This window comes from Actinomycetota bacterium (genome assembly GCA_030684515.1).
Classification (GTDB): Bacteria; Actinomycetota; Actinomycetes; order S36-B12; family S36-B12; genus UBA11398.
Window position 1 is genome coordinate 369,897 of sequence record JAUXVJ010000009.1, and the last position, 25,785, is coordinate 395,681.

The 25,785-nt window shown below is 58.2% G+C and carries 32 protein-coding genes; 16 read left to right on the forward strand and 16 right to left on the reverse strand.

The genetic code is table 11. From position 1 onward, the window contains the following. The first annotated feature begins 5 nt into the window (after positions 1 to 5). From Q8M73_03615 to Q8M73_03625, 3 genes are read left to right on the forward strand one after another with little or no spacing between them, the layout of a single operon-like run. Complete coding sequence (locus Q8M73_03615) at positions 6 to 1,007, forward strand: GGDEF domain-containing protein (GenBank protein ID MDP2287634.1); 1,002 nt, start codon at positions 6 to 8, stop codon at positions 1,005 to 1,007. 51 nt (positions 1,008 to 1,058) lie between these two features. Further along, a complete protein-coding gene (locus Q8M73_03620) occupies positions 1,059 to 1,796 on the forward strand; it encodes an ABC transporter permease (protein ID MDP2287635.1) in 738 nt (245 codons plus the stop codon). After that, positions 1,793 to 2,563 (forward strand): phosphate ABC transporter ATP-binding protein, encoded by a 771-nt coding sequence (locus tag Q8M73_03625; GenBank protein MDP2287636.1) that lies wholly within the window; start codon positions 1,793 to 1,795, stop codon positions 2,561 to 2,563. Before Q8M73_03620 ends, Q8M73_03625 begins: the two co-directional genes overlap by 4 nt. A gap of 16 nt (positions 2,564 to 2,579) precedes the next feature. Here Q8M73_03625 and Q8M73_03630 read toward each other — a convergent pair whose 3' ends face one another. From Q8M73_03630 to add, 8 genes are all read right to left on the reverse strand, one after another. Beyond that, positions 2,580 to 3,308: an SIMPL domain-containing protein gene (locus Q8M73_03630; protein ID MDP2287637.1), complete on the reverse strand. Its 729-nt coding sequence runs from the start codon at positions 3,306 to 3,308 to the stop codon at positions 2,580 to 2,582. Positions 3,309 to 3,396: 88 nt separating this feature from the next. Further along, entirely contained in the window at positions 3,397 to 3,573 is a 177-nt protein-coding gene (locus Q8M73_03635) for a DUF1059 domain-containing protein (protein ID MDP2287638.1), read from the reverse strand. Positions 3,574 to 3,693: 120 nt separating this feature from the next. Next, on the reverse strand, positions 3,694 to 4,065 hold the full coding sequence (locus Q8M73_03640; GenBank protein ID MDP2287639.1) for a VOC family protein: 372 nt from the start codon (positions 4,063 to 4,065) through the stop codon (positions 3,694 to 3,696). 8 nt (positions 4,066 to 4,073) lie between these two features. Continuing rightward, positions 4,074 to 4,364, reverse strand: a complete 291-nt coding sequence (locus tag Q8M73_03645) for a DUF6295 family protein (protein ID MDP2287640.1) — start codon at positions 4,362 to 4,364, stop codon at positions 4,074 to 4,076. Beyond that, positions 4,342 to 5,085 carry a dienelactone hydrolase family protein gene (locus Q8M73_03650; GenBank protein MDP2287641.1) on the reverse strand — a complete coding sequence of 248 codons (744 nt, stop codon included), beginning with the start codon at positions 5,083 to 5,085 and terminating at the stop codon, positions 4,342 to 4,344. Before Q8M73_03650 ends, Q8M73_03645 begins: the two co-directional genes overlap by 23 nt. A gap of 55 nt (positions 5,086 to 5,140) precedes the next feature. Beyond that, entirely contained in the window at positions 5,141 to 6,391 is a 1,251-nt protein-coding gene (locus Q8M73_03655) for an MFS transporter (protein MDP2287642.1), read from the reverse strand. A gap of 115 nt (positions 6,392 to 6,506) precedes the next feature. Then, positions 6,507 to 7,739: an MFS transporter gene (locus tag Q8M73_03660; protein MDP2287643.1), complete on the reverse strand. Its 1,233-nt coding sequence runs from the start codon at positions 7,737 to 7,739 to the stop codon at positions 6,507 to 6,509. After that, on the reverse strand, positions 7,736 to 8,893 hold the full coding sequence (gene add, locus Q8M73_03665; protein MDP2287644.1) for an adenosine deaminase: 1,158 nt from the start codon (positions 8,891 to 8,893) through the stop codon (positions 7,736 to 7,738). Before add ends, Q8M73_03660 begins: the two co-directional genes overlap by 4 nt. On the opposite strand from add, the gene Q8M73_03670 reads away from it, so the two are divergent. Then, a complete protein-coding gene (locus tag Q8M73_03670) occupies positions 8,808 to 9,875 on the forward strand; it encodes an acyltransferase (GenBank protein ID MDP2287645.1) in 1,068 nt (355 codons plus the stop codon). The genes add and Q8M73_03670 overlap by 86 nt on opposite strands. A gap of 11 nt (positions 9,876 to 9,886) precedes the next feature. Here the strand turns inward: Q8M73_03670 and Q8M73_03675 are convergent, their stop codons facing one another. Further along, positions 9,887 to 10,150 carry a hypothetical protein gene (locus Q8M73_03675; protein ID MDP2287646.1) on the reverse strand — a complete coding sequence of 88 codons (264 nt, stop codon included), beginning with the start codon at positions 10,148 to 10,150 and terminating at the stop codon, positions 9,887 to 9,889. 303 nt (positions 10,151 to 10,453) lie between these two features. On the opposite strand from Q8M73_03675, the gene Q8M73_03680 reads away from it, so the two are divergent. Beyond that, positions 10,454 to 11,608 (forward strand): thiolase family protein, encoded by a 1,155-nt coding sequence (locus tag Q8M73_03680; GenBank protein ID MDP2287647.1) that lies wholly within the window; start codon positions 10,454 to 10,456, stop codon positions 11,606 to 11,608. Here Q8M73_03680 and Q8M73_03685 read toward each other — a convergent pair. Continuing rightward, positions 11,605 to 12,747 carry a YbhN family protein gene (locus Q8M73_03685; GenBank protein ID MDP2287648.1) on the reverse strand — a complete coding sequence of 381 codons (1,143 nt, stop codon included), beginning with the start codon at positions 12,745 to 12,747 and terminating at the stop codon, positions 11,605 to 11,607. The two genes, Q8M73_03680 and Q8M73_03685, sit on opposite strands and share 4 nt — an antisense overlap. Positions 12,748 to 12,841: 94 nt before the next feature. Between Q8M73_03685 and Q8M73_03690 the strand changes: the two genes are divergently transcribed. Further along, a complete protein-coding gene (locus Q8M73_03690; protein ID MDP2287649.1) occupies positions 12,842 to 13,762 on the forward strand; it encodes an ATP-binding cassette domain-containing protein in 921 nt (306 codons plus the stop codon). Continuing rightward, positions 13,759 to 14,928 carry an ABC transporter permease gene (locus Q8M73_03695; GenBank protein MDP2287650.1) on the forward strand — a complete coding sequence of 390 codons (1,170 nt, stop codon included), beginning with the start codon at positions 13,759 to 13,761 and terminating at the stop codon, positions 14,926 to 14,928. The genes Q8M73_03690 and Q8M73_03695 overlap by 4 nt, the downstream gene beginning before the upstream one ends. A gap of 17 nt (positions 14,929 to 14,945) precedes the next feature. On the opposite strand, the gene Q8M73_03700 is transcribed toward Q8M73_03695, so the two are convergent. Both Q8M73_03700 and Q8M73_03705 read right to left on the reverse strand, forming a co-directional pair. Beyond that, on the reverse strand, positions 14,946 to 15,524 hold the full coding sequence (locus Q8M73_03700) for a hypothetical protein (protein MDP2287651.1): 579 nt from the start codon (positions 15,522 to 15,524) through the stop codon (positions 14,946 to 14,948). 178 nt (positions 15,525 to 15,702) lie between these two features. Beyond that, a complete protein-coding gene (locus Q8M73_03705) occupies positions 15,703 to 15,846 on the reverse strand; it encodes a hypothetical protein (protein ID MDP2287652.1) in 144 nt (47 codons plus the stop codon). Positions 15,847 to 16,211: 365 nt separating this feature from the next. On the opposite strand from Q8M73_03705, the gene Q8M73_03710 reads away from it, so the two are divergent. Further along, positions 16,212 to 16,976, forward strand: coding sequence for an alpha/beta hydrolase (locus tag Q8M73_03710; GenBank protein MDP2287653.1), 765 nt, complete (start codon positions 16,212 to 16,214; stop codon positions 16,974 to 16,976). On the opposite strand, the gene Q8M73_03715 is transcribed toward Q8M73_03710, so the two are convergent. After that, positions 16,966 to 17,763, reverse strand: coding sequence for an ion channel (locus Q8M73_03715; GenBank protein ID MDP2287654.1), 798 nt, complete (start codon positions 17,761 to 17,763; stop codon positions 16,966 to 16,968). The genes Q8M73_03710 and Q8M73_03715 overlap by 11 nt on opposite strands. A 98-nt stretch (positions 17,764 to 17,861) precedes the next feature. Between Q8M73_03715 and Q8M73_03720 the strand changes: the two genes are divergently transcribed. Continuing rightward, on the forward strand, positions 17,862 to 18,242 hold the full coding sequence (locus Q8M73_03720; GenBank protein ID MDP2287655.1) for an SHOCT domain-containing protein: 381 nt from the start codon (positions 17,862 to 17,864) through the stop codon (positions 18,240 to 18,242). 37 nt (positions 18,243 to 18,279) lie between these two features. Here Q8M73_03720 and Q8M73_03725 read toward each other — a convergent pair whose 3' ends face one another. The 3 genes from Q8M73_03725 to Q8M73_03735 are packed head-to-tail and all read right to left on the reverse strand — an operon-like array spanning position 18,280 to position 19,759. Beyond that, positions 18,280 to 19,035, reverse strand: a complete 756-nt coding sequence (locus Q8M73_03725; protein MDP2287656.1) for a methyltransferase domain-containing protein — start codon at positions 19,033 to 19,035, stop codon at positions 18,280 to 18,282. 17 nt (positions 19,036 to 19,052) lie between these two features. Further along, complete coding sequence (locus tag Q8M73_03730; protein MDP2287657.1) at positions 19,053 to 19,319, reverse strand: SHOCT domain-containing protein; 267 nt, start codon at positions 19,317 to 19,319, stop codon at positions 19,053 to 19,055. A gap of 26 nt (positions 19,320 to 19,345) precedes the next feature. Continuing rightward, a complete protein-coding gene (locus Q8M73_03735) occupies positions 19,346 to 19,759 on the reverse strand; it encodes a DUF6325 family protein (protein ID MDP2287658.1) in 414 nt (137 codons plus the stop codon). A 149-nt stretch (positions 19,760 to 19,908) separates the two neighbouring features. Between Q8M73_03735 and Q8M73_03740 the strand changes: the two genes are divergently transcribed. The 7 genes from Q8M73_03740 (at position 19,909) to kdpC (ending at position 25,780) form a co-directional block, all read left to right on the forward strand. Next, positions 19,909 to 20,196 (forward strand): hypothetical protein, encoded by a 288-nt coding sequence (locus Q8M73_03740; protein MDP2287659.1) that lies wholly within the window; start codon positions 19,909 to 19,911, stop codon positions 20,194 to 20,196. 24 nt (positions 20,197 to 20,220) lie between these two features. Then, positions 20,221 to 20,796, forward strand: coding sequence for a TMEM175 family protein (locus Q8M73_03745; GenBank protein ID MDP2287660.1), 576 nt, complete (start codon positions 20,221 to 20,223; stop codon positions 20,794 to 20,796). A gap of 112 nt (positions 20,797 to 20,908) precedes the next feature. After that, positions 20,909 to 21,298, forward strand: a complete 390-nt coding sequence (locus Q8M73_03750; protein MDP2287661.1) for a hypothetical protein — start codon at positions 20,909 to 20,911, stop codon at positions 21,296 to 21,298. An 82-nt stretch (positions 21,299 to 21,380) separates the two neighbouring features. Continuing rightward, entirely contained in the window at positions 21,381 to 21,470 is a 90-nt protein-coding gene (locus Q8M73_03755) for a potassium-transporting ATPase subunit F (GenBank protein ID MDP2287662.1), read from the forward strand. A gap of 8 nt (positions 21,471 to 21,478) precedes the next feature. Continuing rightward, positions 21,479 to 23,140: a potassium-transporting ATPase subunit KdpA gene (gene kdpA, locus Q8M73_03760; GenBank protein MDP2287663.1), complete on the forward strand. Its 1,662-nt coding sequence runs from the start codon at positions 21,479 to 21,481 to the stop codon at positions 23,138 to 23,140. After that, positions 23,137 to 25,197, forward strand: coding sequence for a potassium-transporting ATPase subunit KdpB (kdpB, locus tag Q8M73_03765; GenBank protein MDP2287664.1), 2,061 nt, complete (start codon positions 23,137 to 23,139; stop codon positions 25,195 to 25,197). The genes kdpA and kdpB overlap by 4 nt, the downstream gene beginning before the upstream one ends. Positions 25,198 to 25,201: 4 nt before the next feature. Further along, positions 25,202 to 25,780 carry a potassium-transporting ATPase subunit KdpC gene (gene kdpC, locus Q8M73_03770; protein MDP2287665.1) on the forward strand — a complete coding sequence of 193 codons (579 nt, stop codon included), beginning with the start codon at positions 25,202 to 25,204 and terminating at the stop codon, positions 25,778 to 25,780. The last annotated feature ends 5 nt before the right edge of the window (positions 25,781 to 25,785 follow it).

Sequence of the window (25,785 nt, forward strand, 5' to 3'; positions counted from 1 at the left end):
GGCTTATGGGGCTGGCAGTAACTCGCCGCGGGGTCTTGCCTGAGATCTACGAGGCAGCTGATCGACGTGTGCTGGGTATGCCGGGCCCGGTGTGGACCATGGCACTGTGGTTCGCCGCTTCTTCGATTGTTGTCGGCTTCTCGCTGGTATTTCCCACTCCCCCGAACGAGGACCCCGAGTTACGTCTCGCGGCGATGATCTACGGCTTTGCCGTGGCGATCGCGCTGATCTTCATGCGCAGTCGAACGCCGATGACGTTCATTTACATGCAACTGGTGATCTACATCCTGGTGTTGATCAGAATCACCACGATGGCCGGAACGCCGCAAAGCGCGGTGACTTCTGGCATGAATCTCATCGTGCTCGCTGTCTACCTCGGATGGTGGGTCCCGCGCCTTGCTTCGATCATTCTCATCGTGTTGGCAAACCTCGGCCTGTTGTTCTCCTTCTGGCGCACTGATCGTCTTCCAGACTTGCTTGTGTCGTGGCTGTCGATCACAGCCCTGTCCACTGGTCTGGTCATAGCCTTTGGTGCACTCGTATGGAACATGAAGGTGCAGCTCGTTACGGACCCGCTCACTGGTCTGCTGAACCGACAAGGACTTGGCGCGCTCATCGACCGGCGCACCCAAGTTGTTGGCCAGCAAGTCCCACGTGCGCTCATCGCCTTGGATCTGGACAATTTCAAGACCATCAATGATCGCGATGGACACCTTGCGGGCGATAGGACCCTCGCTGAATTTGGTGCTGCGCTCAGCGCAGAACTGCGGCCACAGGACATTGCCTTTCGAGTGGGCGGCGATGAGTTCGTCGTGATTCTTCCGAATACCACGACAAAGGACGCTGATGCTGTCGCCCAACGTCTGCGCCAGGCAATCGACATCGCGTGGTCATATGGAGTCACCGAATGGCTCCCGGACGAAGACTTCAGCACGGCGTCATCTCGTGCTGACTTGGCGATGTACACCGATAAGGCCGAACGCAGGGGTGACTCGCCGAAGCAGTGAGTTGGCCGCCACGGGTACCCGTCGGCTCAGCGATCGCGAGACAATGCGTCAATGAGTGAGCAAGTGGCGCGGACAGCAATCGCGTTGTTGTTGTTGCTGATCGCTGCGCTCGCTGTCATGACTGTCGGTGGCCTGACCTACCGGCGCGAGCTTGTCGTGGCCTCATTGCGGGCACTCGTTCAGTTGACAGTCGTCGCGCTCGTCATCGCTTGGATCTTCAATCACCCTGAAGGCGCATTCGTGTATTTGGGAGTGATGCTGCTCGCAGCCTCCTTCACGTCGAATCGGCGCATTCGCGGGGATCGCCGCGACTGGGGCTGGATTCTCATCGCGATATTCGCGGGCGTTGCCGCCACCACCTCGATTGTCGCTGTGACAGGAGCCATCGACTTCAGTCCCCAAGCGCTACTGCCGTTCACTGCGCAGATGATCGGTGGTGCGATGACTGCAGCATCCCTATCCGGTGTTCGCTTTCGGGCAGATGTCCGATCGAGCTTCCCGGAATTTGAAGGCTATGTTGCCTTGGGGGCGAGCAATCGACAAGCCGGTCGAGAATTCGCAAGGCAAGCCGCAGAGCACTCGCTGTTCCCCGGACTTGATCAGACCAAGAGCGCCGGACTGGTAACTCTGCCTGGTGCTTTTGTTGGCCTGTTGCTCGGTGGCGCTACTCCACTCCTTGCCGTTCAGATCCAATTGCTAGTGCTCATCGGGCTCTTGCTCGCGCAGAGCATCACGAGTGTGATCACGACGCGGATGATCAGTCCGCTGCAGTTGGTGAAAGCGAAATGAGCTCCGGATTTCTGCTCGACCAGGTCAATATCTTCTACGGCCCAGATCTCGCGGTAAGCGAAGTCAGCATGCCCATCTCCGAGAACCGCATCAAGACCTTTATTGGTCCAAGCGGTGCCGGGAAGACGACCTTGCTGCGGGCGCTCAATCGCATGAATGACCTCGTGGCGGAGATTCGGACCGAAGGGCTGATCGCCTTTCGAGGACTGGATCTCTACTCCTCTACGGCTGATGTCACGGCGATCCGCCGAAGCATCGGCATGGTGTTTCAGAAGCCAAACGTCTTTCCGAAGTCGATCTACGACAACGTCACCTACGGTCCTCGACTGCGGGATATGGACCGTGACCTGGATGCACTTGTCGAGCGGTGTCTGACGCGCGCAGGCCTCTGGAATGAAGTGAAGAACCAACTGAGCAAGCCAGCGACGGAGCTTTCTGGCGGACAGCAACAGCGCTTGACGATTGCACGGTGCCTTGCGGTGGACTCTGAAGTCCTGCTCTTGGATGAACCCTGCGCTTCACTGGATCCGGTTGCCACGCACGCGATTGAAGAGCTGATGATGGAGTTGGCTTTGGATCACACCATTGTTCTCGTGACACACAACCTGCAACAGGCTTTGCGAGTCTCCGACGACGTTGCCTTCTTCGAGGCCGAACATGTCGGACAAGAAGCGCGGCACGGACATCTGGTCGAGTACGGACAAGCAGAGCAAGTCTTCGCAGATCCCCAGGACGAGAGAACCAAGGTATATCTGGCTAGCAGTTAGCCCGCTCGAGTGAGCGCTAGTCCTCGATCAGCCAGGAGACGTCAAGGGTGACGCTGACCTTGGTCGTACCTGGTTCGATCGGGGTGCTCACCTTTTCTCCTCCTACTGCATCAGCCATCGCAATAGGAGCCGGAGCATTGGACGATGTCTCGTTGACAGAAGCAACAGGGCCGAGGCTGAATCCGAGCAACTCCGCGTATTGCTGTGCTTGAGCGCGGGCAACGTCGACCGCTTGGGCCCGAGCCTTCTGAGATGCGGCGGCCGGATCACTGACATATGTGCTCACCGAGTCAATGCTCACGGCATTGCCTCCCGCTGTCACGATTGCATCGAGCGTTGCTCCCGCGGTGGTCAGATCGCGAAGGGTGACGGTGATGCTCTGGGTCGCCTGGTAGCCATCAAGGCTCTGTGAGCCCGTTGATGAATACCGATAGACGGGGCTCACGCTGATGCTCTGGGTAGCGATATCTGCCGCGTCAACGCCAGCCTTCTTCACAGCGTCGACAACCTTCACTGTCGCTTCTGCGGTCGCGCGCTGAGCAGATGACGCTGAACTGGCATTTGCGGTGGAGACAGTGAGCGATGCCTTGGCAGCATCCGGCGCCACTTCTGTGGAGCCGGTAGCAGAGACATTCACCGTGCGAGGCGGGCCGCTGGACTCAGCTGGGCTGGAAGAGCAACCACTGATCAATAGGGCGGCGGATGCAGCAAGGGCGGCAAAGCTGAGGACAGCGCGACGGTTCATGGCTCAATAGTGCGACACGCCCGCCGACTTTGAAAGCAGTGCCCGCCTCAAAGCACGGATTCCTCGCTGCTTTGAGACGGGCACTGGCTTACACGGTCTTGATGAGCGTTTGCACCATGGCACCCATGTCTGGGTTGCCAGCGAGCTCTGGATGCGCGCGCTCAGCATGCAGCATGACGTGCTCGACGAGCTCTTCCTTGTTCTCTGTGGTGAAGCTTCCCGGGCATGCAGCGCCGGTGTCAGCACAGGTGAGTTGGTAGGCCATGTCAATCTCCTTCGTCCATCGGTTCGTGCCGGGCGGGATTCCACCGGGCCGCTTACATAAGAGGGACGAGCGGGATCACTCGGAAAGGACAGCCCAACTCACATTCTTGGCGCCAATGACCTACACGTGCTGGTCGAGCATGACGGGATTACCGTCTGGATCCAGAGCGATCAGGCTGGCAGGTCCGCTCGTTGTCTCGTCCGCCTCAAGCAGCAACGCCACTCCTGCTGCCTTGAGTTGGCGTTGAAGCTCACGAATGTCGGTGAACTCTGACTGCGGCTGCGCATTGGCATCCCACCCGGGGTTGAACGTCAGCACGTTCTGCTCGAACATCCCTTGGAAGAGCCCGATCACGTGATCGCCGTTCTTCAGGATGACCCAGTTGTCGGCTGGCTCACCCATGAACTGGGCAAAGCCGAACTTCTCGTAGAAGGCTTGAGAGGCCGCAATGTCCTTCACAGTCAAACTGACGGAGAACGCACCTAGATCCATTTCAGCTCCTATGTCGTCAACTCGGCAGGCACTGTTGCGAGCACATTTGCGATGGCATCCATGAGTTCGCGCGCGCTTGCTGCGGTCATCTCGATTGCGATGCGCTCACCTGTGGAAGACCTTGGATCCGGAAGATCAATGTTGAGTGTGTGGTCTGCTGCGGCGTGCACGGGGTGGTCGAAGTAGACGACAGCGTCGCTCGCTGCAAACCACTGTCCACCTGGGCCCTTTGCGCTTGCCTCGATTGGAGCATGAATGGTGAGGTAGGTGCACATCTCAGGCCCCCAAGTACGTGGCATAGAAGTCAGTGATGCGGGACCAACCGTCATTGGCTGACTCAAAGCGATACGCGCTGCGATCAGTAGTGAAGAAGGCATGGCCGGTGTCCTCGTACGTCACGAGCGTGTGGGTCTTGCCTTCTCGCACCAGAATCTCTTCGAGTTCGGCGACCTGCTCCGGGCTCGGGTACTGATCGTCGGCGCCAAACAAGCCCAGGAGCGGAGCCCGGAGATCAGGCAGCTGGTCGACAAGATTGGTGACTTTCAGTGGGAAGCGCTCGCTGGGAGTTCCGGTGACGAATGCCCCGTAGCAATCCACGACAGCATCGACATCAACAGTGCAGCCAACGAGAACCGATTGCCGTCCTCCAGAGCAGTAGCCGATCACTCCGACCTTGCCATTTGAAGTACTGAGTCTGCGGAGGTAGGCAGCGGCTCCAGCAGCGTCGCCGATCAGGCGTTCGTCGGGAACGCCGCCATTTGCACGCGCGACAGCCGCCGCATCGTCTGGCGCTGCCTCGGGCGCTTCTCTCCAGTACAGGTTCGGGCACAAGACGTTGTAACCCATCGTTGCGAATCTTCGAGCGATCTCCTTGGAGCCTCGATCAAATCCAGGCATGTGGTGCAGCACGATGACTGATCCACGAGGGTCACTTCCTTCAGGAATCACGAGATACCCCTGGACTTGTTCGCCATTGGCGCCAGTGAACATGATGAACGAGGCAGTCAGTGATTCAGACATGGCGAGAATTTATCGCAGCAGACAGTCTTCGCGAGGACTTGTCCTGACAGCGCATCTAGTTGAGTGGGTGCGCGTCGACTTCGACTGCGTCTTCAATTGGCGCCATTCTCGCGGCAACTCGTTTGAAGATCCAGAACATGGGCAAGCCCAGCAATAGCAGTGAGATGGCAGCCAGCGGGAAGACAGCTCGAAAGCCAATGTTGGCAGCGATGATTCCGCCCAGAGCCGGGCCCATCTGCCCAGAGAGGGCCTGGACGCTCTGGTAGAGCCCAAAGATCGAACTCAACGCAGTGGCCGATACCAATGTGGGCAGCAGCGTGGCCGAACTGGTCTGCAATACGCCTTGGAACAACGACATCACCACTACGAGGAACGCCAGGGCGGCAACTGACTGCACCAAGCCCATCGGAAACAGGAACAGTGCGACTCCGATGGTTGCTGCAAGAAGCGACATTTGGATCCCGATGCGCCCGATGATGCGTCCCGCTGACACTGCTGCAAACGCGCTGGCAGCAGCGATGCCGAAGAACATCAATCCCACGATCACTGTTGGATCGCTGCCTTCTGGCAGCATGGTGACAACGTAAGGAGCCAGAATCGTTTGAATCATCGGTCCGGCGAAACTCAGACACAGGACAAGCCCAAGTGCCGCCCAGGTAATGGGTGCTCGAAGTACTGATCTGAAGCCTTGCTTCTTTGAGGAGTGGGCGGGCGCAAGGGACTTCTTGGGTTCGCGAATCATGATCATTGCCACGATGGAGCCTGAGTACATCAGCACGCCGGCCACGATGAAGGTCGTGCGATAGCCAAGTGAGGCCACGAAGCCGATTGCGATCAAAGGACCCAGTGCCAGTCCCGCCAGGCTGACGCCTTGAAATCGTCCGATTGACCTTGGGATCAGCTTTCCTGGCGTTCCGGCCGCAATGAGCGCCATCGCTGCGGCAGCCGAACCCGCCATGAGTCCGATGAACAGGCGGATCGCCACGATCTGCCAAGTCGAGGTGGCCAGCCCGAGTAGGAGCAGACCCGTCGCTCCGCCCAAACAGGCCCGGACAAGCATCGGTTTACGCCCGTAGCGGTCGCCAGCAATTCCCCAGATTGGGCCCGAGATGAAGGCTCCCAATCCCTGTGCGCCGACCGAGATTCCCGCCCACATGGCAGCTTGTTCGCCCGTGGAGCCGTCAATCTCCTGAATGTAGAGCGGCAGAAATGGGTAGGTGAAGGAGAAGGTGGCGGTCAGTAGAAAGCTCACCAGCATGGCGGCAAAGTTGTTGCGTTGCCAACCAGGCGAGCCTTGATCTTCCATGGGTTCCTTGTCGGAAAGTGAGCAGGTGGGCCTTGGGCAAGGTATCTGAACTCATCGCCATTCTGCGGAAGTTCGGTGAGATCACCCTTTGCGTTGTTCGGGATTCAGGCTGGCTTCAGTGCTCGCGTCTGGTGTTGGGCAAGGTCAGGATCAAGAGCCCGGCCACCGCGGATCCGGTGGCGACAAGCATGAACGGAAGGAAGTAGTCGCCGGAGAACTGATGGGTGAGTCCGATGTACAGAGGTGCAGCCGCGACACCAAGTGACGTGAACAGATTCGCGCGGGCAAACAAATGGGCGTAGCGCTGGGCACCGAACAATCCCAGGATCCACAAGGGGATGAAGACCTGGTTGTTGCCGACAGTCATACCCATGAGCACGGCACCGAGAATCAGGACAGGAAGACTGTGGGCAAAGGCAATGATGGTCAACGAGCTGACTTGAAAGACCGCCATTGAAAGGCTGAGCACTTTGAGCGGCACATGCGGCAGCACGATGATGCCGAGCACTCTTCCCACTACCGATGTGGCAGCTATCAAAGAGACGGCCAGAGCAGTGTTGGTGATTCCGCGCTCCACTCCCAGCGTGAGCATGTGCGTGATTGCTGCCACCTGCGACATGATCAGCAGGCCGAAGGCCACACACACCGTCGCAAACACTCGTGTGACGCGAGCCCCTGTGATCAGAGGGGGAGTGGCGACAGCTGTGTCAGATGCCGTGGTTCCACGGGAGGCGGCTGCGAGCTCCTTGGCGTTCGATGATTTCGCGACAGTGGCAACGGGAATCAGCACTGCTATCAAAATTGCGCCCATTGCGATGCCCGTGGCCGTGAGTCCCTGCCCTTGCACCGCTGACGAGACAATTGGTGCGAAGACCGCGCCGCCGACGCTGAGTCCGGCTGCCGCAACAGCAAGTGGCCGAGCCAACTTGTTGTCGCCGAACCTCTCCAGCACCATCGTGGAAGCCGGGATCATCGAGAAGCCGGCAGAGACCAGGCCGTAGACCAGGTAGAGAGCCCACAACTGCCAGGCGTGCTGCACGGCACCGAGCAATGCCAAGCATCCGGCGGAAATGATGGCGCTGACGGTGATGACCCTGCGTAGACCGAATCTGGGAAGAATGCGGGCGACTGGGATTCCACCGATGCCGTTACTCAGCAAGAAGATTGTGGCGCCAGCTGAAGCGGCGGTCAGTGAGATATCAGTGTTGTCGATGTACGCGCGGCTGAAGGCCCCCAGCGAGTAGAAGCCGAAACCGGTGTTGAGCGTGAGCATGACAAATGCCGCAGCAACGATGCCCCAGGCGCCACGCGATTTTTCCGCGGAGTCCTTTGCCGCTGTTGCGCTCATGAGGCCAACTGCTTTGCGTACGCATTGATCTCATCCAAGATTCGCGTCTTTGTCGGTGCGCCTGCAAAGGAGGCACGTACAGATTCACGAGCGATTTCCGTGAGCTCTAGGCCGTTGAGTCCAAAGACCTCATGTGCGATTCGGTACTCGTTATTGAGGTCGGTATCGAACATGCCGGGGTCGTCGGTGTTCAAAGTCAGGCGCACTCCTGCCTCGCGCAGCAGGGGGAATGGGTGCTCGTGCATATTGGCGACGGCTTTTGTGCACACATTCGAGGTTGGGCACACCTCGAGTACGACATCTCGTTCAACAAGATCTGCCATGAGCTCTGGGTCTTGAGCAGCAGCAATGCCATGGCCGATGCGCACTGCGTCAAGCGCAGTCAGACTTTCGCGAATGGTCTCTGGGCCAGTTGTCTCCCCTGCATGCGGAACGCTGGCCAGGCCAAGAGCGCGCGCACGCTTGAAGACATCGGTGAATGCAGATCGCGGTACACCTGCTTCCGGGCCGCCGAGCCCAAAGCCCACGCTGGCTTCCGGCAGATGTTGCTCGGCCCATTGAATCGTGCGGACCCCCGATTCCAGTCCGAGTTCGCCTGGTATGTCAAAGATCCAGGCGAGCTCGACACCAAAGCTCTCGAGCACTTCTTGTCGTCCTTGCGTCAATGCTCGAGCCAGCGCTTCAGGAGCTATTCCCATCAGCAGGTGGCTGTCTGGTGTCACCGTTACCTCGGCGTACCTCACCTCGACATGCTTGAGGTCGCGACCCAGGCCGAACACCAGTGCTTGCACGTCGGCGGCGGTGCGAATCAACTCATTGACCGCGATGTAGACATCGATGAAGTGCGCGAAGTCAGTGAAGGTGTAGAAGTCACGCAGTTCATGCTCACTGGTGGGGATGCTCGACTCTGGGTGTCGTTGGGCCAACTCGAGCACCGTGGTCACCGATGCTGCCCCTTGCAGGTGCACGTGCAACTCAGCCTTGGGAAGCCCCGCGATGAAGGTCGAGATCTCAGGGGGCGCACTCACTCTTGGGACCCTACCGGGGAGATGCGGCATGATCAGTTGTATGGCTGAGACTCGTCCACGCATCGAATGGATGGACCTGACCAAGGGCTCGGCCATCCTCGTTGTCGTGGGCTCACATGCGGTCATCCTGATGGAGCCTGTGACCAACGGCCAAGCGCCACAGACAGCCTGGTCGCTGATTATCACTGTGCTCGAACCCATGCGAATGGCCCTGTTCTTCATGATCTCCGGCATGCTCGCAACAGCGGCGATCTCCAAGCCGTGGTCCAAGGTGCGTCGGCGCACGTGGGGGATGACCTATCTCTACGTGCTCTGGTGCTCGATCTTCTTCGCCTTCGTCTATATCTATGCGCCCTTGCCAATTCTGGAGGAACTGCGTTGGGTTGCGCGCAACCTGCTCGTGGCTGGTAATGGCTACTGGTACCTCTACGCCCTCATCGTGTACTTCATCCTGGCGCGAGTGACGAGGCGTTGGCCAATCTGGATCCTGCTGACAGTCGCTGTGCTCCTCAATCTGCTGAAGTCGCCTCTGCTTGAGCTCAATCGCGAGTACTTCAACAGCCTTGAAACGGGCTCGATGATGGTCAAGATCCTGCAGAACCTGCTGTTCTTCCTGATTGGACTGCACTTCAAGGAGTTGCTGACTCAGATCACAAGGTTCGCCACCTGGCCACGTATCGCTGCCCTCAGTGTGATTGTGACGATTGCCGGAGTGGTGCGGTATCGCGTCTCGTGGTTCTGGGAGCAGTCCTACCTTCCGGCCTCGCTGCTGTTCATTGTTCTGGGCGTCATGCTGTCGTCCAAGCTCATCAATTTCAAGGGTCCGCGCGACTTTGGCTCGCGAATAGGCACCCAGACTCTGCCGATCTTTGTTCTGCAGTTCCCATTCATGCTGATGCTTCAGCAGGTGTTCAAGAATGACAACATTCCACTTTTCAACAGCTGGGTCTTCGCCCTGCTTTTCCCCATAGCCTTCACAGCATTTGTGGTGCTCTTCGCGTTGTGGCTGCACCGCGTCACGTTGAACAACCGTGCACGCTACTTGTTCGAAATCCCCGATTGGGTCACGCGGGAGAAAGGCCGCGAGAACTCATCTGTGAATACCTAGCTCCGGCAATTTCAGTTGTCCCGCTGCTCGTCCTCGAGGCTGGCCAGCATCCTCTTCACCGCGTCCGCTGACCACTGCTCATCGTGTGTTGACTCGTCATTGGCAACACTCGCTCGAATTTGTCCCTGTGGAAACCACAATTCGACTTCGCGGTCCATGCGCGTGAATCGAACCAGACCCTTCATGGTGTTCTGATCGCGGTCCTTGCGCCACACGATCAACTGTCCGGCATAGACCTCACCTTGAAATTGCACGAGCACTGGCCCTGGTTCCACGAAACTATGGAACCACTCGTGCAGTGCACATCGGTCGCAATTGCGCGCATTTGATTCCCCAGGATTGAAGTGGTTCGCGCCTGCGCATGGGGCCGTGTGCGAGCGTTGCGCTCTACGGCACGAGGCTGGAAATCGCGCCCGACAGCGCAGATTCGCGAGTCGTGCTCGTTCAGACAGTTCCTGGCAGAGTCTTGCCCTGGTTCGATTGGTCACCTGCCCCACTTTGCTGATTCAAGCCCATCTATACGGTGTATGGCCCTTTGATGGGCACGGGGCGAATGCCTCCGGATGAAGGGATGCGACATGGCCAAGATGCCTCGGGTGGCAATTGCTGGATATGGCTATTCAACGGTCGGTCGAAATACCGGACTCTCGCTGGACGAACTCACTGCCCAATCGAGTGTGGCCGCGATGCAGGACGCGGGTATCACGGCGAAAGACATTGATGGCATCGTCATACACAGCGGACTCAACCAGTACGTGAGCTCCACCCATACGGCGGCAATGCTGGGCATCCCGGACTTGGCCTTCTACTCCTCCTCAGTTGACGGTGCTGCCTACAGCGTGGCTGCGATGCATGCGATTGCGGCGATTGCCTCCGGATCTGCTGAGACCGTGCTGACGATCCGCACGATCCAAAAGCAAGGTGCTGCTATGCCGACTCTGGACATGATCGATCCCAATGCCAGGATCGACGGCCCAGGTCAGCTCTCAGGGCCATATGGCGCCGGGGGGCCTTCGTGGGCGGCCTTCTACATGAAGCGTCACATGGCCAAGTACGGCAGCACGGAAGAAGACTTCGGTGCAATGGCCATCGCACAACGCAAGTTCGCGACGCAGAACCCGGCGGAGGCCTTTCACACAGATCCATTGACGATGGACGACTACATGAACTCCCGCTACATCTTCAAGCCCCTGCACATGCTCGACTGCGACTATCCGATTGATTCATCGAGCGCCCTCATCTTCACCACTGAGGAACGGGCAAGGGACATGAAGCAGAAGCCTGTGTTCTTTGACTCGTGGGCCAATGGCACAACCAGGGAGTCTGACTTCAGTTATGTCGAAGAGATGACGCAGTCGTCACCGTGGATGGCATCCAAGCGGATGTGGAGTCGCACGGACTTGAAGCCCAAGGATGTGCAAACTGCTGGCTTGTATGACGGATTCACATTCATTGCCATGCAGTGGATGGAGGCCCTTGGCTTCTGTGATGAAGGCCAAAGTGGTGCCTTCATTCGTTCAGGCGCAACAGGTGTTGATGGATCACTCCCAACCAACACTGATGGCGGCGCGTGCAATGTCGGCAGACGACATGGAGCCAACTTCTTCATTGAGGTCACTCGCCAACTGCGTGGAACCGCGGGCGAACGCGCACTGCCCAACAACCCGAAGGTGGGAGTGGTCAGCAATGCAGTTGGCGGTTTCGCCGCCTGCGCGCTGCTGACTGCTGACTAGACCCCTGCAGTCTGACTGTAAACGCGACGCGAATCGGTTGGTCGTCGCCATTTGGTCGAGCGACGCCAATAGAGGTAGGTGACCAAACCGATGGGGATTGGCACCAGGAAGGTTGCGAGTCGATAGAGGAGAACGGCTGCCAGGACTGCTGTCTGATCTGAATCGGGGAGTCCATAGCCAATGACGGCGACCAACACGACTTCAGCAACCCCAAGCCCACCGGGAGTGGGAATGAGAAGGGAGGCAAGAACCACGCAGCTATAGGCCAATGTGATGGTCCACCAGGAGATGGTGGACTGATCCAGCCCCTGCATCCGACAAGCGACGCCCAGCACGAAGATCGTGGTCAACTGTGAGGCGATCATGGCCAGCGACAGGCGAAGCCAGCACGTGCGCAGACTCTGGACCATCTGAGTGCGAAAGCGCGGAAGCTCTGATGTCATGTCCGGCGGTTTCATGCGCTTGATGACTTTTCGCACCACACGCAGTGCCGCATTCGTCCAAGCCCCGAGCTTCTTTGCGAACTTCTCGCTACGAAGGATCAAGCCAAGAATCACCGCCGCCAGCGCAACCAGCACGATGAGCAGCAAGGCCCATCCGAAAAGATTCTCCGGAGCGGGTCCGTAGAAGGAGACTGCAGCCAGAGACACTGCCAGCAAGGTGAACTTCGTCATCTGCGACCAGACGCCCGTCACGATCACCTGAGACGTGATGTCGTCAAGGGCGAACCCCCACGAGCGCAGCATTGCAAAATTCAGCCCAGTTGCGACGGCACCGCCTTCAGGCACAGTGTTCGAAAGTGCCGCAGATGCCGTGTTTGTTACAGCAGCTTCGCGTAGGCGAAGCCCCTTCAGGGCAACGACGAACGGTGGCCAGTTCGTGAAGAGGTTGAACACGCCGAGAAGGCTGATGATGACCACCTGTTGCCAGGTGATCAGTGCAAGTGCATCTCCGGTGTTCTCTGCTCCCTCCATCTTGCTGAACAAGAAGAGCAAGGCGATGATGACGACACCGTAGGTAAGAAGGCCCGAGAGAATCCGACGGATGATCCCTCGAGGACGGTCCTTGGGCAGGCCGGCGTCTCCGATGTCACCATCGTCGACAGACTCCGATGCCGAAGAACTATCAGGAGTCGTCACGGTCGAAATTCGACCACAGATGCACAGACCCCAACCACTCGCCTCGCCGTTTGAGTGGCTGCATTGACTTGTTGCGCATGGGTACAGTCCAGATGTGGGATTGGAAATGCTTGACGTGACCCAGACATATGGGGAGCGAGTGGCGCTTGACCACCTGCATGCACTAGTTCCCGCAGGTGTGCTGACTGGTCTTGTCGGACCCAATGGCGCAGGTAAGACAACCTTGCTGCGAGTACTGCTCGGAGTCCTGACGCCTGATACCGGGAGTGTGCTCACCGACGGCAAGCCGGTCACATCAGTTGATCGTCGTCGATGGGGATACATGCCACAAGAGCGCGGCTTGTATCCAGCGATGCCCGTGGGCGAGCAAGTGATCTACTTTGGACGTCTGCATGGGCTCTCGCGCGCAGAGGCAACTCGACGAGCGCACGCACTCCTTGAAGAACTTGATCTGGAAGATCGCTGGGCAGACCGCACCGACAAGCTTTCGGGTGGCATGCAGCAGCGGCTGCAGATGGCAACTGCACTTGTGCATGAGCCTGATGTCATCATTTTGGACGAACCGTTCAACGGTCTGGATCCGGTGGCTGTCGCGAATCTGTCGGACACTCTTCGCCAACGTGCCAAAGCAGGCTGCATCGTGCTGTTTTCCAGCCACCAGTTGGATCTCGTACAGGATCTCTGCGAAGTCATCACGATGATCGATCACGGTCACACCGTTCTCGAAGGAAGTGTGGCTGATCTGCGCGCCTCGTCGGGGCTGCGGCAATTGAGGCTGCACATCGTCGGCGCCTTGCCATCATGGATCGATGCCTTCCCTGGCGTTGACATTATGAGCGAACAGGCCGACGAGATTCGGGTGGGGATTCCTCCTGGCGTAGATCCCCTCGCCGTGCTTGACGCCGCGCGCGCGGCTGGTCACGTCTCTGACTTTGGTCTAGATCTGCCTACCCTTTCCCAGCTGTTTCTGGCTGCTGCCGAACAAAGAGAAGGTTCAGAGCGGGTGATCGCATGAAGTCATGGGTACAGGGTGTGCGCCTTGTCACCGAGCGGGCGCTGACTGAAAACCTGAAGTCCCGTGCCTTCAAGATTGTCACGCTGATCCTGCTGCTGATTTCAATTGCGGCGGTGACATTGCCGCAGATAATCTCCGGTGGCCCTACGACGTACTCGCTGGCCACGGTTGGTGCTCCTCCGGCAGCGCTTGCGACTGCTCTCAATGCAGCAGGAGCCTCGGGCGATTTCGATGTGGAGTATCAGCCTTACCCGAGTGATGCGACTGTTCGGGACCGTGTCCGAAACGGTGATGCCTCGGCAGGGCTGGTCGGCAATGTCATCTACACAGCCTCCGGCGGTTCCGGAAGCTTTCCTGCGCTGCTATTGCAGTCGGTCGTCACCATGAAGACAGTGGAGAAGCTGAAAGCAGCTGGATTATCGCCCGCTCAAGTGGCAGAGCTTCAGGCTATTGCTCCGCCGGAACAGGTCGTCTTAGGCAGGACAGAGAATGAGGGACGTTCGGGCATCGGCTTTCTCGTCGGCATCGTCCTGTATCTGGCCCTGACCTTTGCTGGCAATGCAATTGCGACGGCTGTTGCAACAGAGAAGAGCACGCGAATATCGGAAGTCCTGCTTGCGGTGCTGCGCCCCAGCCAGATTCTGGTGGGAACTGTCGTTGCAGTGGGCCTAGCGACACTGAGTCAACTGCTGGTGTTGGTTGCTCCGCTTGCCATTGCTGTCCGAGTCACCGACAGGATTGAACTTCCGCAGGTTGCCGCAAGCGACCTGACGCTCGCAGTCATCTGGTTTGTTCTGGGTTTTGCGCTCTATGCATTCGTGTTCGCGGCTGCCGCTGCGCTTGTCGATAAGGTCACCGAAGTGACGTCGGCGATCCTGCCGGTATCCCTTGTTCTGCTTGCGGGATATCTCGTAGCGGTCACGGTGGTTGTTGCGGATCCGAGCAGTGCTGTAAGTGTCTTCGCCTCCATCTTTCCGCTCAGTGCGCCTTTGGCAATGCCTATCCGCTGGGCATCTGGCGATGTGCCGATCTACCAACTGGTGCTTGCCATGACGCTGACCGCGGCTACGGCACTGGCGTTGGTCGCGCTGGCCTCTGCCATCTACGCTCGCGCGCTCTTGATCACCGGACGACGCGTCAAGATGCGTGAGGTCGTTCGCTCCTGACGTAGCTGGTAGTGGCGCTACGGCTTCTCCGCAGTGAGTTCAGTGCAGGAAGGGCTGGCTTGAAAAGCCTTGCCGATTGAGGCCGTTCGATTCTTGATCGCCGCATCGATCGCTTCAACACTGTCGATGGCGGCCTGTCCGGCATCAGAAGCGGCAGAGCCAACGTTGACAAGTGCTTTGGCAAAGGCGATGCCGGAAGTGTCCGTCAGGTCAGTGACGCTTGTCCCCAGCGCCGCAACCGCAGCGTTCAAGGCATCACTTGATTGTTGGATCGCGATGGCATCTGGGCTTGAGGCATCAGATTCGGGTATCGCGCCGACTGTTGTCAGCAGGGCATCGGCGGATTGCTGGATCAAAATGGACTGCTGCCCGATCGAGGCTTGCAGATCGGCCCCGCCAGATGTCACGGCACTGCCGATGTCAGTGATTGACGTCTTCAAGGTTGAGGTGTCAGTGCACACCTGGCCCGCCCATGCGATGAGAGCTGAACTTGGCTCACCACTGGCTGTCGACGAACTGGGAGTGGAGTCTGTGGTGCTGGAACTGCAGGCAGCCAGCAATCCGGCAGCCGCAAGGACGACGAGGGTTTTCTTCATGGCGCGCTCCGAATCCCGAACTTGATGGTTGCAACCTACCAACTTCAGGATGAGAACGGGCTTGCGATTGGTCAGACATTCAGGAATGTGAAAGCCCAGTTGGGCACGTCATCTGCAAACTGAACAGGCAACGTGCCCAACGTTATTGGGCTAGCAGTGGATTCTTTTGCGACTCAGATCAGAGGGCGCGGGAGAAGATTGCGTCGATCTCTGCGAGCTCGCTGGCGCCGATGGCCATTGCGCGTCGGCGGTCCCACTCAGTGCGGATTTCCGCATTTTCAGTGGACCCTGCATTGCGGTGGAACAGTGTGGTGATCTTCATGGAGTTGTGCTCCTTTTCTTGTGTGCGCGTTTGCTTGGCTTGTGACCTGCAACCACGTACGGCCTTGTTGGTGCCCCAATTGTCGCACTTCCAAAGAGCCCACTTTGCAATCAGGACGTGTCATTCATCACGGTCGCATTACGACGGTGAACGAAGTGGAAACATTGGCCTACAACAAGTTTTCGTCCGTAGCTATTCCGTGAGGGGAACGTCGTTCTGTCGATGAAGAAGCGCGTTCAAAATGTTTACAAAGAAAAATGTGAATTCCACCATCTGCACAGTCGATCGAGGCTTGATGCGGAAGACTCGCAGCTATGAGAGGCGTGTCACACACCGACAATTCGGAGTTCGTCGAGCTTAGAGGGGTGAAGTTTGCGTATTCGATGCATGGGATTGGGCCAGTTGCGATCAGTGCCCACGGACTCTCATCGAGTCGAGCGAACAATCGCAAGATCGGAATGGGCAATTTCTCCGAGGTAGCAGATGCTGGGTACCAGGTCATTGCCTACGATGCGCGTGGCCATGGCGAATCGACTGGTACAGCAGTTGCCGAGGACTATTCGTGGGCTTCGCTGGCCGAAGACTTGCTTGCCTTGGCGGATCACTTCTCACCGCACGCGCCCATTGTTGGAATCGGATCTTCGATGGGGACCGGAACTCTGCTGCACGCAGCCAGCCAGCGCCCTGATCGCTTCTCAGCCCTGATTCTCACTGCACCGCCAACTGCTTGGGAGACGCGTGCCGGACAAGCAGGCGTCTATCGGCAAATAGCGGACATCATTGAGCAGGGCGATCCAACATCGGTCGCCACCTTGTTTGAGCAAACGCCAATAGTTGTTCCACCTGTCTTTGCGGACGTCACGGGTTTCCCTGCGCCCCCAGACATCATCTTTGAGTTGCTGCCGTTTGTCTTCCGAGGTGCCGGACTCAGTGACCTGCCCTCTCTTGAACTGCTCAGCACCGTGAATCAGCCGACTCTGCTGCTGCCTTGGTCGGGGGATCCTGGGCACCCGGTCATCACTGCTGAGACGCTGCTCAATGTCATGCCCAATGCCCAGCTGCACGTGACCCACACGCATGAGGATCTGCTTACCTGGGGCTCGCGGGCTGCTGAATTTCTCAGTTCTTAGGCAACTGACTGGTGCTCTGTCCGTGCCCCGGGGAACTGCTGAGCAAAAGCGCGCGGATCTCTTGTTGTTGTGCGGTCAGTCGATCCAGTCGATCCAGGAGTTCAGCATGTTCATCGGAGAACGCCGGTGCTTCCGATTCCGCAACGTCCTTGGGCGGTTCCGCAGCATTGGGTCGATTCACAAACCAAGAGGCCACGGTGGCGCTGACCGTTCCTATCAACCCGATGCCAACGAGCATCACTCCCATGGCAATGAGTCGTCCGATCTGGGTCACAGGGGTGTAGTCGCCATATCCGACCGTCGTAGTCGTGACTACAGCCCACCAAAGTGCAGTCCGAAAAGTTGTGATGGTCGCCCCGGCAGCATCCTTCTCGACCTGCCATACCAGGAATGCGCTGGTAACTACGACGATTGCGACGATGCTTGCGATCGACCCAGCGATCCTCTCGGTACTCACTGAAGCCAGGCTTCTGCGCAGAAGCAGAAACACGCGAAGTATGCGCAACATCGGCAAGAGGACCATGAGCAGATCCAGTTTGTGGGTGCCAATGAATGCGCCCTTGGGGCGTGAACATGTCAGGCGAACGACGTAGTCGACGGCGAACCCGGCCCAGACCAGCCAAGCGATGAGTTCGGATAGCTGTTTCAACCCCGTTGACGCGTCCGGTACCGACCAGATCACCAGCAGATTGATCAGAAAGACGATGGCGAGTACATCGAACAGGTGCGCGGTTGCCCGCACCCAATGCTCGCCGGCGGAAGAAAGTGTGGAGATCTTCTTGGTCATGGTTCATTTTGATTCGAATCAATCGATGCATCTGTGAGCCACGCTTGCAGGCACATTCCGCTAATGTCTGATTCATCAACTAGCAGGGGGTAAGCGCAATGCAACTAGGCGACGTTTTGTGGAGCCTGTTCGTCATTTTCTTCATGGTCATGTATTTCATGGTCTTCTTCATGGTCATCTTCGACCTGTTCGGCGACCACACTTTGAGTGGTGGATTCAAGGCCATCTGGGTCGTCGCACTGATTCTCTTTGGTCCATTTGCGGTGTTGGTCTATCTCATTGCCCGTGGCAACAGCATGACTGAGCGCCGCAAAGCTGCAATGGAGAAAGCCGAGGCAGCACAGAAGGCCTATATCCAGCAGGCCGCCGGGTCTGGAGCGGCACCTGCCGATCAGATCGCCTCAGCCAAGTCACTTCTTGATGCTGGCACGATCAACCAGCAGGAGTTCGAGTCGTTGAAGGCCAAGGCATTGGCCTAACTCGGCCCTCAGTTCGATTGTGAGCTTGGGATGTCTGCTATTGCGCAGGCATCCCAAGCTTCTTTTTGCGCGCGATCCACGTCGCCCGCAAGGTGTCAGCAGTAGCGGGTGCGCTGGAGTACTCCTCAACTGCCACGACGTCCGTGAAGCCGGCCATGGTCAAGGCGAGCCGGACGGAATCGTCAGTGTGAAAGTACTGTTGATGGTGTTCGGTGAATTGCCCACCCGTATTGGTATCTGTGACTTCGATATAGGTATTGCACGTGCGAAGGACCGGATCAACATCGCTGCGGATGGTGAAGAACTGACCCTGTTCTTCACCTGAGATCTGCGCATTCTTGAGGGTGAAATCCATCATTGCGTCGGTGTGCAAATCGAAGCACAGCCATCCCCCAGGTCGCACCCGCTTGGCTATGGCACTGAGACTCATATCGAATGATTCGGGCGTCAGGTAGTTGAGCCCGTCGAAAGTGGAAATTGCCGCGTCGAATATCTGGGAAGTGCCAAGCTCAGGCAGGGTGGCATTCAGCAGTTCAACCTGTTTGCCAAGAAGTTCCCGGGCTCGGGCAAGCATTGCCTCTGATGCATCTGTACCGACCACTGAGTAGCCAAGCGGCAAGAGCTCGGTCGCCATCAAGCCGGTACCGCAGCAAACATCAAGAACAGTGCTGACGCCTTCGCCATCACTGCTCCAGAGGGCATGCAAGTACTGAGCCCATTGCGGATAGCACGGGTCAACGACGATTTCGTCGTAGACCGCCGCGAGTCGGGAGTAGGCGGTGGCCTGACTCACAGCTGAAGACTGTGTTCTTAGATGCCGAGGATCTTGGCCTTGGCCGCAGCGAACTCTTCATCGGAGAGCACGCCTTGGCTGTGCAGTGCTGCGAGATTCTGCAACTGAACCATGGCGTCGTCCTGAGCAGGTGCGGCTTCGGCAGGAGCCGGGGCTGCAGCTGCCTGAGCTTGAGCCTGTTGGGCGTCGTACTTGTTGGCCTGTCGACGAGCGACATTTCCGGAAACTGCCGTGGCAGTTCCGGCAACGACTGCGGTGCGTGCTGCCATTCGAAGAAGTCCCATGTCAGTGCCTTTCAGAGAAGTTGGAGTTAAACGGTGATGACGGCTTGGACGACGTCAACGGGGATGCGCACGTAATCGATCACGTTGGCATCAGCAGCTTGCAGTGCGTCAGCGAGTTTGGCGGCCCAGCGATTCTCAAAAGCCACCAGTAGCGCGGAGCTGTTGAGCTCTAAGTCATCGCTGATCTCTTCGGCATCTGTCTGATCGAGTGCACCTGGCTGAGCGATCGTGATCTCCATGAAGGCGGGCCCGGTTTCGGCATTGAGGTCAGCCATCTCAATTGACGAGACCACGCCATTGGCGTCCTTGATGACAAAGAGCATGTCCAAGATTCGGATGGTGTCGCTGGCAACGAGGTCCAGGATTGCTGGCGCAATGCGACCGGTGAACTGGTTTCCGGGGAAACCAATGACGTAGACGTCTACTGGCCCGATAGCCATGGAGCCTCCTCATGCAGGAAAGTCGTAGGAGTCTGAATCACCCACGTGTGTAGCGCAAACATAGTTGTCTTTGAGGCAGAGTTCCAAGAGCAATTGGTCACCACTTCAAGTGCGTGCGCTGCAGCCAATGTTGTCCTACGCTCCCCAGCATGTGCTGCTTCGTGCTCGTGCTTGGGTTTCTGGGTCCGCGACTGGCATTTCTGTATGCCTGGATCTTCACCGAGCGAGTCAGCGATGCATTCTCCGGCGGCTGGATCCTGCCAATCCTTGGCCTGTTGTTCTTGCCCTGGACTGCCCTCGCATACTGCGTAGCGTGGTCATTTGCCGGCGGAGTGAGCGGCATTGGTTGGCTTGTCGTGGCGCTTGGCTTCCTGTTTGATCTGGCCTCCTACTCCAGCCGAGGTGCACAAGCCCGGATGCAGAAATCCAATTCCTGACCAAGTCTTGGTACCTTCCCGTTCGTGAGCAAAGGTCGGCTCGAAGCGTTCAGCGATGCGGTGATCGCAATCCTGATCACCATCATGGTGCTGGAACTTCGACCACCTGAGAGCGCGGATTGGGCCTCACTGGAGCCAGTGCTCCCGGTGTTCCTGACCTACGTTCTCAGTTTCATCTATCTGGCGATCTACTGGAACAACCATCACCACCTGCTGCAAGCTGCAACTCGTGTGACTGGCGGAGTGCTGTGGGCGAATTTCAATCTGCTCTTCTGGCTGTCGCTGTTTCCGTTTGCAACCGGCTGGATGGGTCTCAACCACTTTGAGCCCATTCCGACCGCTGTGTACGGCGGTGTGCTGATGATGGCTGCGATTGCCTTCTACATTCTCCTGCTTGTGATCATTCGAGCGCAGGGCACAGATTCTGAGATTGCCGCTGTTCTCGGAAGCAACATCAAAGGCAAGATTTCCCCGATCATCTATGCGCTGGGCATCGTGCTTGCATTCGTTCAGCCATGGATTGCTGTTGCGCTCTACGTCCTTGTGGCCGGTATGTGGTTGGTTCCTGATCGGAAATTGGAGCGCGCCTTCAACCGGTAGTTGTCAGAGATGCATATGAGCACCCGCACATGGCGTTAAGGAAGCGTTAAGAAGCATCGATCGTGGCGCTCGAGTCGGCTTTCCTTAGCGAGTGAACATAGCCAGGACTCAGATGCGCAGGGTTGAGTTGCGCTCGCCTGAACATTCAGGCCGCCCGCTTAGCCTGTGGGGCGCTGTAGCCATCTGCTTCGGGGCTGGGCTTGTCCTGAGTGTCCTTATTTCATCCGCGGTCCTACAACCCGGAACTGCCGGAGCGGCATTTGCGATCTTGGTCGCGCTCATCAGCTATCTCACGACAGTTCCTGCTGCAGTGACAACTGCAGGCTTGGCGTTCCTGTTTGAACAAGGTTTCCTCTACGACACCCGGGGTGTGCTGGGTTGGCACGGTACCGAGGACCTCATCAGGCTGACCGGACTGCTCGTACTCGCAATCACAGTTTCGATCCTGGGTCGTTGGTTGGCCGGATCCCGTCCATCACACAGAACTTCAGGAGATGAATGACCATGGCTGACGTTTTCGCCCTAGCGCTGATCCTTGTGCTTTCCGCAATTGTCCTTGCTATCGCAACCGGAACGGAGCATCTGTGAGCGTTCTCGCAGGAATCTCATTGGCAACCGCAGTGTTGCTGCTCGGCTACTTAGTCATCTCACTCGTACGCGCTGAAGAATTCTAGGAGTATCAGTGAATTCAACTGCTGCAGCGATCCTGCAGATCTTCTTGCTGCTCGTCGCGCTCGGGGTGTGCTACCGACCGCTCGGCGACTACATGGCGCGATCCCTGGAGACCACGCGGCACTTCAGAATCGAGCGCGGGATCTACCGCGCTGTCGGGGTGGATGCAAGTGCCGACCAGCGTTGGACGGTCTATCTTCGTTCGGTGCTGGCCTTCTCGGCAGTCTCCATTGTTCTGCTGTTCGCACTTCTTCGTCTACAGGCGTACCTGCCGTACTCACTTGACCGCGAGGGCATGCCGCCACTGCAGTCACTGAACACTGCTGTCAGCTTCGTCACGAATACCAACTGGCAGTCATACTCCGGCGAGGCTGCGCTGGGCTACACGGCACAGATGGCCGGCTTGGCAGTGCAAAACTTTCTGTCTGCCGCAGTGGGCATCTCCGTTGCGGTCGCCTTGATTCGAGGTCTTGCTCGCACTCGGACTGATCGACTCGGCAACTTCTGGGTGGATCTCACCCGCATCACCATCCGAATCCTGCTTCCACTTGCCGCGGTGTTCGCTGTCGTGCTCGTCATCGCTGGCGTCGTGCACAACTTCAATGGCGACACAACGATCACAACATTGACCAGTGGATCACAGACAGTCACGGGTGGCCCAGTGGCCAGTCAGGAAGCTATCAAGGAGCTTGGAACGAACGGCGGTGGCTTCTACAACGCCAACTCCGCTCATCCGTACGAGAACCCAACCGGGCTGACCAACCTCATCGAGATCTTCCTCATCCTTCTCATCCCGGTCGCTCTGACTCGCACCTTCGGCCGCATCGTGGGCGATCTGCGTCAGGGTTACGCGATCCTGGCAGTGATGGCCAGCATCTGGACCACTGTCACAGGTCTGCTGATCTGGGCAGAACTGAACCACGGAGGTGCTGCTCTTCAGCTTGCTGGTGGTGCGATGGAGGGTAAGGAAGTCAGATTCGGCGTCCCTATGTCGGCTGTCTTTGCATCAGCGACAACGTCGACATCCACAGGTGCCGTTGATGCCATGCATTCCTCGTTCACTGCAGCGGGTGGCGGACTGACCATCTTCAACATGATTCTCGGTGAGGTCACTCCTGGCGGCACTGGCTCTGGTCTCTACGGCATGCTGATCGCAGCGATCGTCGCTGTATTCATTGCTGGGCTGATGGTTGGGCGAACACCGGAGTATCTGGGCAAGAAGATCGGTGCCCGCGAGATGAAGCTCGTCTCGCTCTACATACTGACGACTCCCGCGCTACTGCTCTTAGGACTGGGCGTCGCGATGGCCACAGAGACCGGCCGCTCATCAATGCTCAATCCTGGGGCGCATGGACTCTCTGAGGTGTTCTATGCCTTCGCCTCGGCTTCCAACAACAACGGCTCCGCCTTTGCGGGATTGAATGCGAACACCGACTTCTACAACGTCGGTTTGGCCGTGGCAATGTTCCTTGGTCGCTTCATTCCGATCTGCCTGGTGCTTGCCCTGGCCGGCTCGCTTGCCTCCCGGAGCAGGACACCCGCATCAGCCGGAACCCTGCCCACACACCGGCCTCAGTTTGTACTGCTCGTCGTGGGCGTCGTTCTGATCATCGCTGGCCTCACCTATGTACCTGCACTCGCACTCGGACCACTCGCAGAAGGACTGTCATGACCACACTTGCTCCCACGCCGGATCTCCTACCGGACAACCGCGTTGGCTCTGGTGCTTTCGATGCTCGGTCTCTGATCACGTCACTGCCCGAGGCATTCCGCAAGCTGGACCCGCGACGGATGTGGCGAAACCCGGTGATGTTCGTCGTGCTCATCGGGTCGGGCCTCACCACGATCGCCGCTATCACCGAGCCAAGTGTGTTCGCCTGGCTTGTCACGATCTGGCTTTGGATCACTGTTGTGTTCGCCAATCTTGCCGAGGCTGTTGCCGAGGGCCGCGGACGTGCGCAAGCTGCTTCGTTGCGCGCGACTCGACGCGACACCATGGCCCGCCGCTTGGTTGCTGGTGACCTTGAGGAGCAGGTGGCCGCAACCGAGCTCAGGCTCGGTGACCGTGTCGTGTGCGAGGCCGGCGACGTCATTCCAGGTGATGGCGACGTCGTCGATGGTGTGGCCAGTGTCGACGAGTCGGCGATCACCGGAGAATCGGCTCCAGTGATTCGCGAGAGCGGTGGTGACCGCAGCGCGGTGACGGGCGGCACCAAGGTGTTGTCCGATCGCATCGTCGTCGAGATCACTGCGGCTCCAGGTCATACGTTCATCGACAGGATGATCGCTCTCGTCGAGGGTGCCAGTCGGCAGAAGACCCCCAACGAGATCGCCCTCAACATCCTGCTGTCATCGCTGACGATCATCTTCCTGCTCGTCGTGATGACCCTGCAGCCCTTGGCTGACTACTCAGGGGCCGCCCAGAGTGTGATCGTGCTGGTGGCACTGCTTGTGTGCCTGATTCCGACAACTATCGGCGCATTGCTCTCTGCCATTGGCATCGCAGGGATGGACCGGCTTGTTCAACGCAATGTTCTGGCCATGTCAGGGCGTGCAGTTGAAGCAGCTGGCGACGTCTCAACTCTGCTCTTGGACAAGACCGGAACCATCACTTTGGGCAATAGGCAGGCTGTGGACCTGATCCCAGCGCCCGGCGTTTCCATCACGTACTTGGCTGACGCAGCTCAGTTGAGCAGCCTTGCTGACGAGACTCCGGAGGGCCGCTCGATTGTCGTGCTGTGCAAGGAGACGTACGGCCTTCGCGCGCGTGTGGACGGCGCGCTTCGCGATGCTGTCTGGGTTCCATTCGCGGCACAGACGCGAATGAGTGGCGTTGACGTGGACGGTCGCAGCGTTCGCAAGGGTGCTGCGGGTGCAGTGTTCGCACATGTGAACGCCGCCGGCGGAAGCACGCCAAGTGAAATCTCGGCTACGGTGGACGCGATCTCCTCAGGAGGTGGCACACCACTCGTGGTGAGTGAAGGTGCCGAAATCCTCGGGGTGGTACATCTCAAGGATGTCATCAAGGTCGGCATTCGTGAACGCTTCGATGAGTTGCGTCGCATGGGCATCAAGACAGTGATGATCACGGGTGACAATCCGATGACTGCGCGCGCTATCGCTGAAGAAGCGGGGGTCGACGACTTCCTGGCTGAGGCCACTCCTGAAGACAAGATGGCCTTGATCAAGCGTGAGCAGGAGGGTGGTCGCCTGGTCGCGATGACCGGGGACGGAACCAACGATGCTCCGGCCCTTGCTCAGGCCGACGTTGGCGTTGCAATGAACACCGGCACTTCGGCCGCCAAAGAAGCGGGCAACATGGTGGATCTGGACTCCAATCCAACGAAGCTCATCGATATCGTGGAAATCGGCAAGCAGTTGCTGATCACTCGTGGTGCGCTGACGACGTTCTCCGTTGCAAACGACATCGCAAAGTACTTCGCGATCATTCCGGCGATGTTCATCGTGGCGTACCCAGGACTTGAGTCGCTGAATGTCATGCACCTCTCCAGTCCGAATTCGGCAATCCTGTCGGCTGTCGTCTTCAATGCGCTGATCATCGTCGTGCTGATCCCGTTGGCGCTACGCGGAGTCAGGTACCGACCGGCCAGCGCGTCCAAGTTGCTGAGTCGAAATCTTTGGATCTACGGACTGGGCGGAATTGTTGTTCCGTTCGTGGGAATCAAACTGCTGGATCTCGTCATCTCCCATATCCCAGGAATCGGGTGAACCTATGAATGCCAGCATTCGTCAGGCCTTTGTGGCCTTGCGCTTCCTTATCGTGATGACGGTGATCCTCGGGATTGCCTACCCACTCGCCATCTTCGTCATCGCGCAACTGGCTCCCAATGCCAGTGGTGGATCGATGCTGACGAACTCCTCGGGAGAGGTCGTTGGCTCCTCGCTCATCGGCCAGAGTTTTGAAGGTGACAAGTGGTTCCTCCCCCGCCCATCAGCGGCTGGTGATGGCTATGACGCCCTATCGAGCGGTGGCTCCAATTTGGCGGCAGACAATCCCGCTCTGGTGGAGGCCGTTGCGGAGCGCAAGGCGACGATCGTGGCCACGGACAAAGTCCAGGCCAACGAGATTCCGCCTGATGCTGTCACCGCCAGTGGCAGCGGGCTTGACCCCCACATCAGCCCGGAATACGCCCAACTGCAGATCAACCGAGTGGCTTTGGCGCGTGGCCTGGCGCCAGCAACGGTCGCTTCTCTCGTAGAAGAACACACGCAGCAGCGCCTGTTTGGGTTCATCGGTGAGCCTCGCGTAAACGTGCTCGAGTTGAATCTTGCTCTTGAGCAGTTGAAGTGACGGCG

Coding starts and splice junctions, on each gene's coding strand:
- Q8M73_03615 (MDP2287634.1), top strand. CDS start 6: ATGGGGCTGGCAGTAACTCGCCGCGGGGTCTTGCCTGAGATCTACGAG.
- Q8M73_03620 (MDP2287635.1), top strand. CDS start 1,059: ATGAGTGAGCAAGTGGCGCGGACAGCAATCGCGTTGTTGTTGTTGCTG.
- Q8M73_03625 (MDP2287636.1), top strand. CDS start 1,793: ATGAGCTCCGGATTTCTGCTCGACCAGGTCAATATCTTCTACGGCCCA.
- Q8M73_03630 (MDP2287637.1), bottom strand. CDS start 3,308: ATGAACCGTCGCGCTGTCCTCAGCTTTGCCGCCCTTGCTGCATCCGCC.
- Q8M73_03635 (MDP2287638.1), bottom strand. CDS start 3,573: ATGGCCTACCAACTCACCTGTGCTGACACCGGCGCTGCATGCCCGGGA.
- Q8M73_03640 (MDP2287639.1), bottom strand. CDS start 4,065: ATGGATCTAGGTGCGTTCTCCGTCAGTTTGACTGTGAAGGACATTGCG.
- Q8M73_03645 (MDP2287640.1), bottom strand. CDS start 4,364: ATGCCACGTACTTGGGGGCCTGAGATGTGCACCTACCTCACCATTCAT.
- Q8M73_03650 (MDP2287641.1), bottom strand. CDS start 5,085: ATGTCTGAATCACTGACTGCCTCGTTCATCATGTTCACTGGCGCCAAT.
- Q8M73_03655 (MDP2287642.1), bottom strand. CDS start 6,391: ATGGAAGATCAAGGCTCGCCTGGTTGGCAACGCAACAACTTTGCCGCC.
- Q8M73_03660 (MDP2287643.1), bottom strand. CDS start 7,739: ATGAGCGCAACAGCGGCAAAGGACTCCGCGGAAAAATCGCGTGGCGCC.
- Q8M73_03670 (MDP2287645.1), top strand. CDS start 8,808: ATGGCTGAGACTCGTCCACGCATCGAATGGATGGACCTGACCAAGGGC.
- add (MDP2287644.1), bottom strand. CDS start 8,893: ATGACCGCATGTGAGCCCACGACAACGAGGATGGCCGAGCCCTTGGTC.
- Q8M73_03680 (MDP2287647.1), top strand. CDS start 10,454: ATGGCCAAGATGCCTCGGGTGGCAATTGCTGGATATGGCTATTCAACG.
- Q8M73_03695 (MDP2287650.1), top strand. CDS start 13,759: ATGAAGTCATGGGTACAGGGTGTGCGCCTTGTCACCGAGCGGGCGCTG.
- Q8M73_03700 (MDP2287651.1), bottom strand. CDS start 15,524: ATGAAGAAAACCCTCGTCGTCCTTGCGGCTGCCGGATTGCTGGCTGCC.
- Q8M73_03705 (MDP2287652.1), bottom strand. CDS start 15,846: ATGAAGATCACCACACTGTTCCACCGCAATGCAGGGTCCACTGAAAAT.
- Q8M73_03715 (MDP2287654.1), bottom strand. CDS start 17,763: ATGACCAAGAAGATCTCCACACTTTCTTCCGCCGGCGAGCATTGGGTG.
- Q8M73_03720 (MDP2287655.1), top strand. CDS start 17,862: ATGCAACTAGGCGACGTTTTGTGGAGCCTGTTCGTCATTTTCTTCATG.
- Q8M73_03730 (MDP2287657.1), bottom strand. CDS start 19,319: ATGGGACTTCTTCGAATGGCAGCACGCACCGCAGTCGTTGCCGGAACT.
- Q8M73_03735 (MDP2287658.1), bottom strand. CDS start 19,759: ATGGCTATCGGGCCAGTAGACGTCTACGTCATTGGTTTCCCCGGAAAC.
- Q8M73_03740 (MDP2287659.1), top strand. CDS start 19,909: ATGTGCTGCTTCGTGCTCGTGCTTGGGTTTCTGGGTCCGCGACTGGCA.
- Q8M73_03750 (MDP2287661.1), top strand. CDS start 20,909: ATGCGCAGGGTTGAGTTGCGCTCGCCTGAACATTCAGGCCGCCCGCTT.
- kdpB (MDP2287664.1), top strand. CDS start 23,137: ATGACCACACTTGCTCCCACGCCGGATCTCCTACCGGACAACCGCGTT.
- kdpC (MDP2287665.1), top strand. CDS start 25,202: ATGAATGCCAGCATTCGTCAGGCCTTTGTGGCCTTGCGCTTCCTTATC.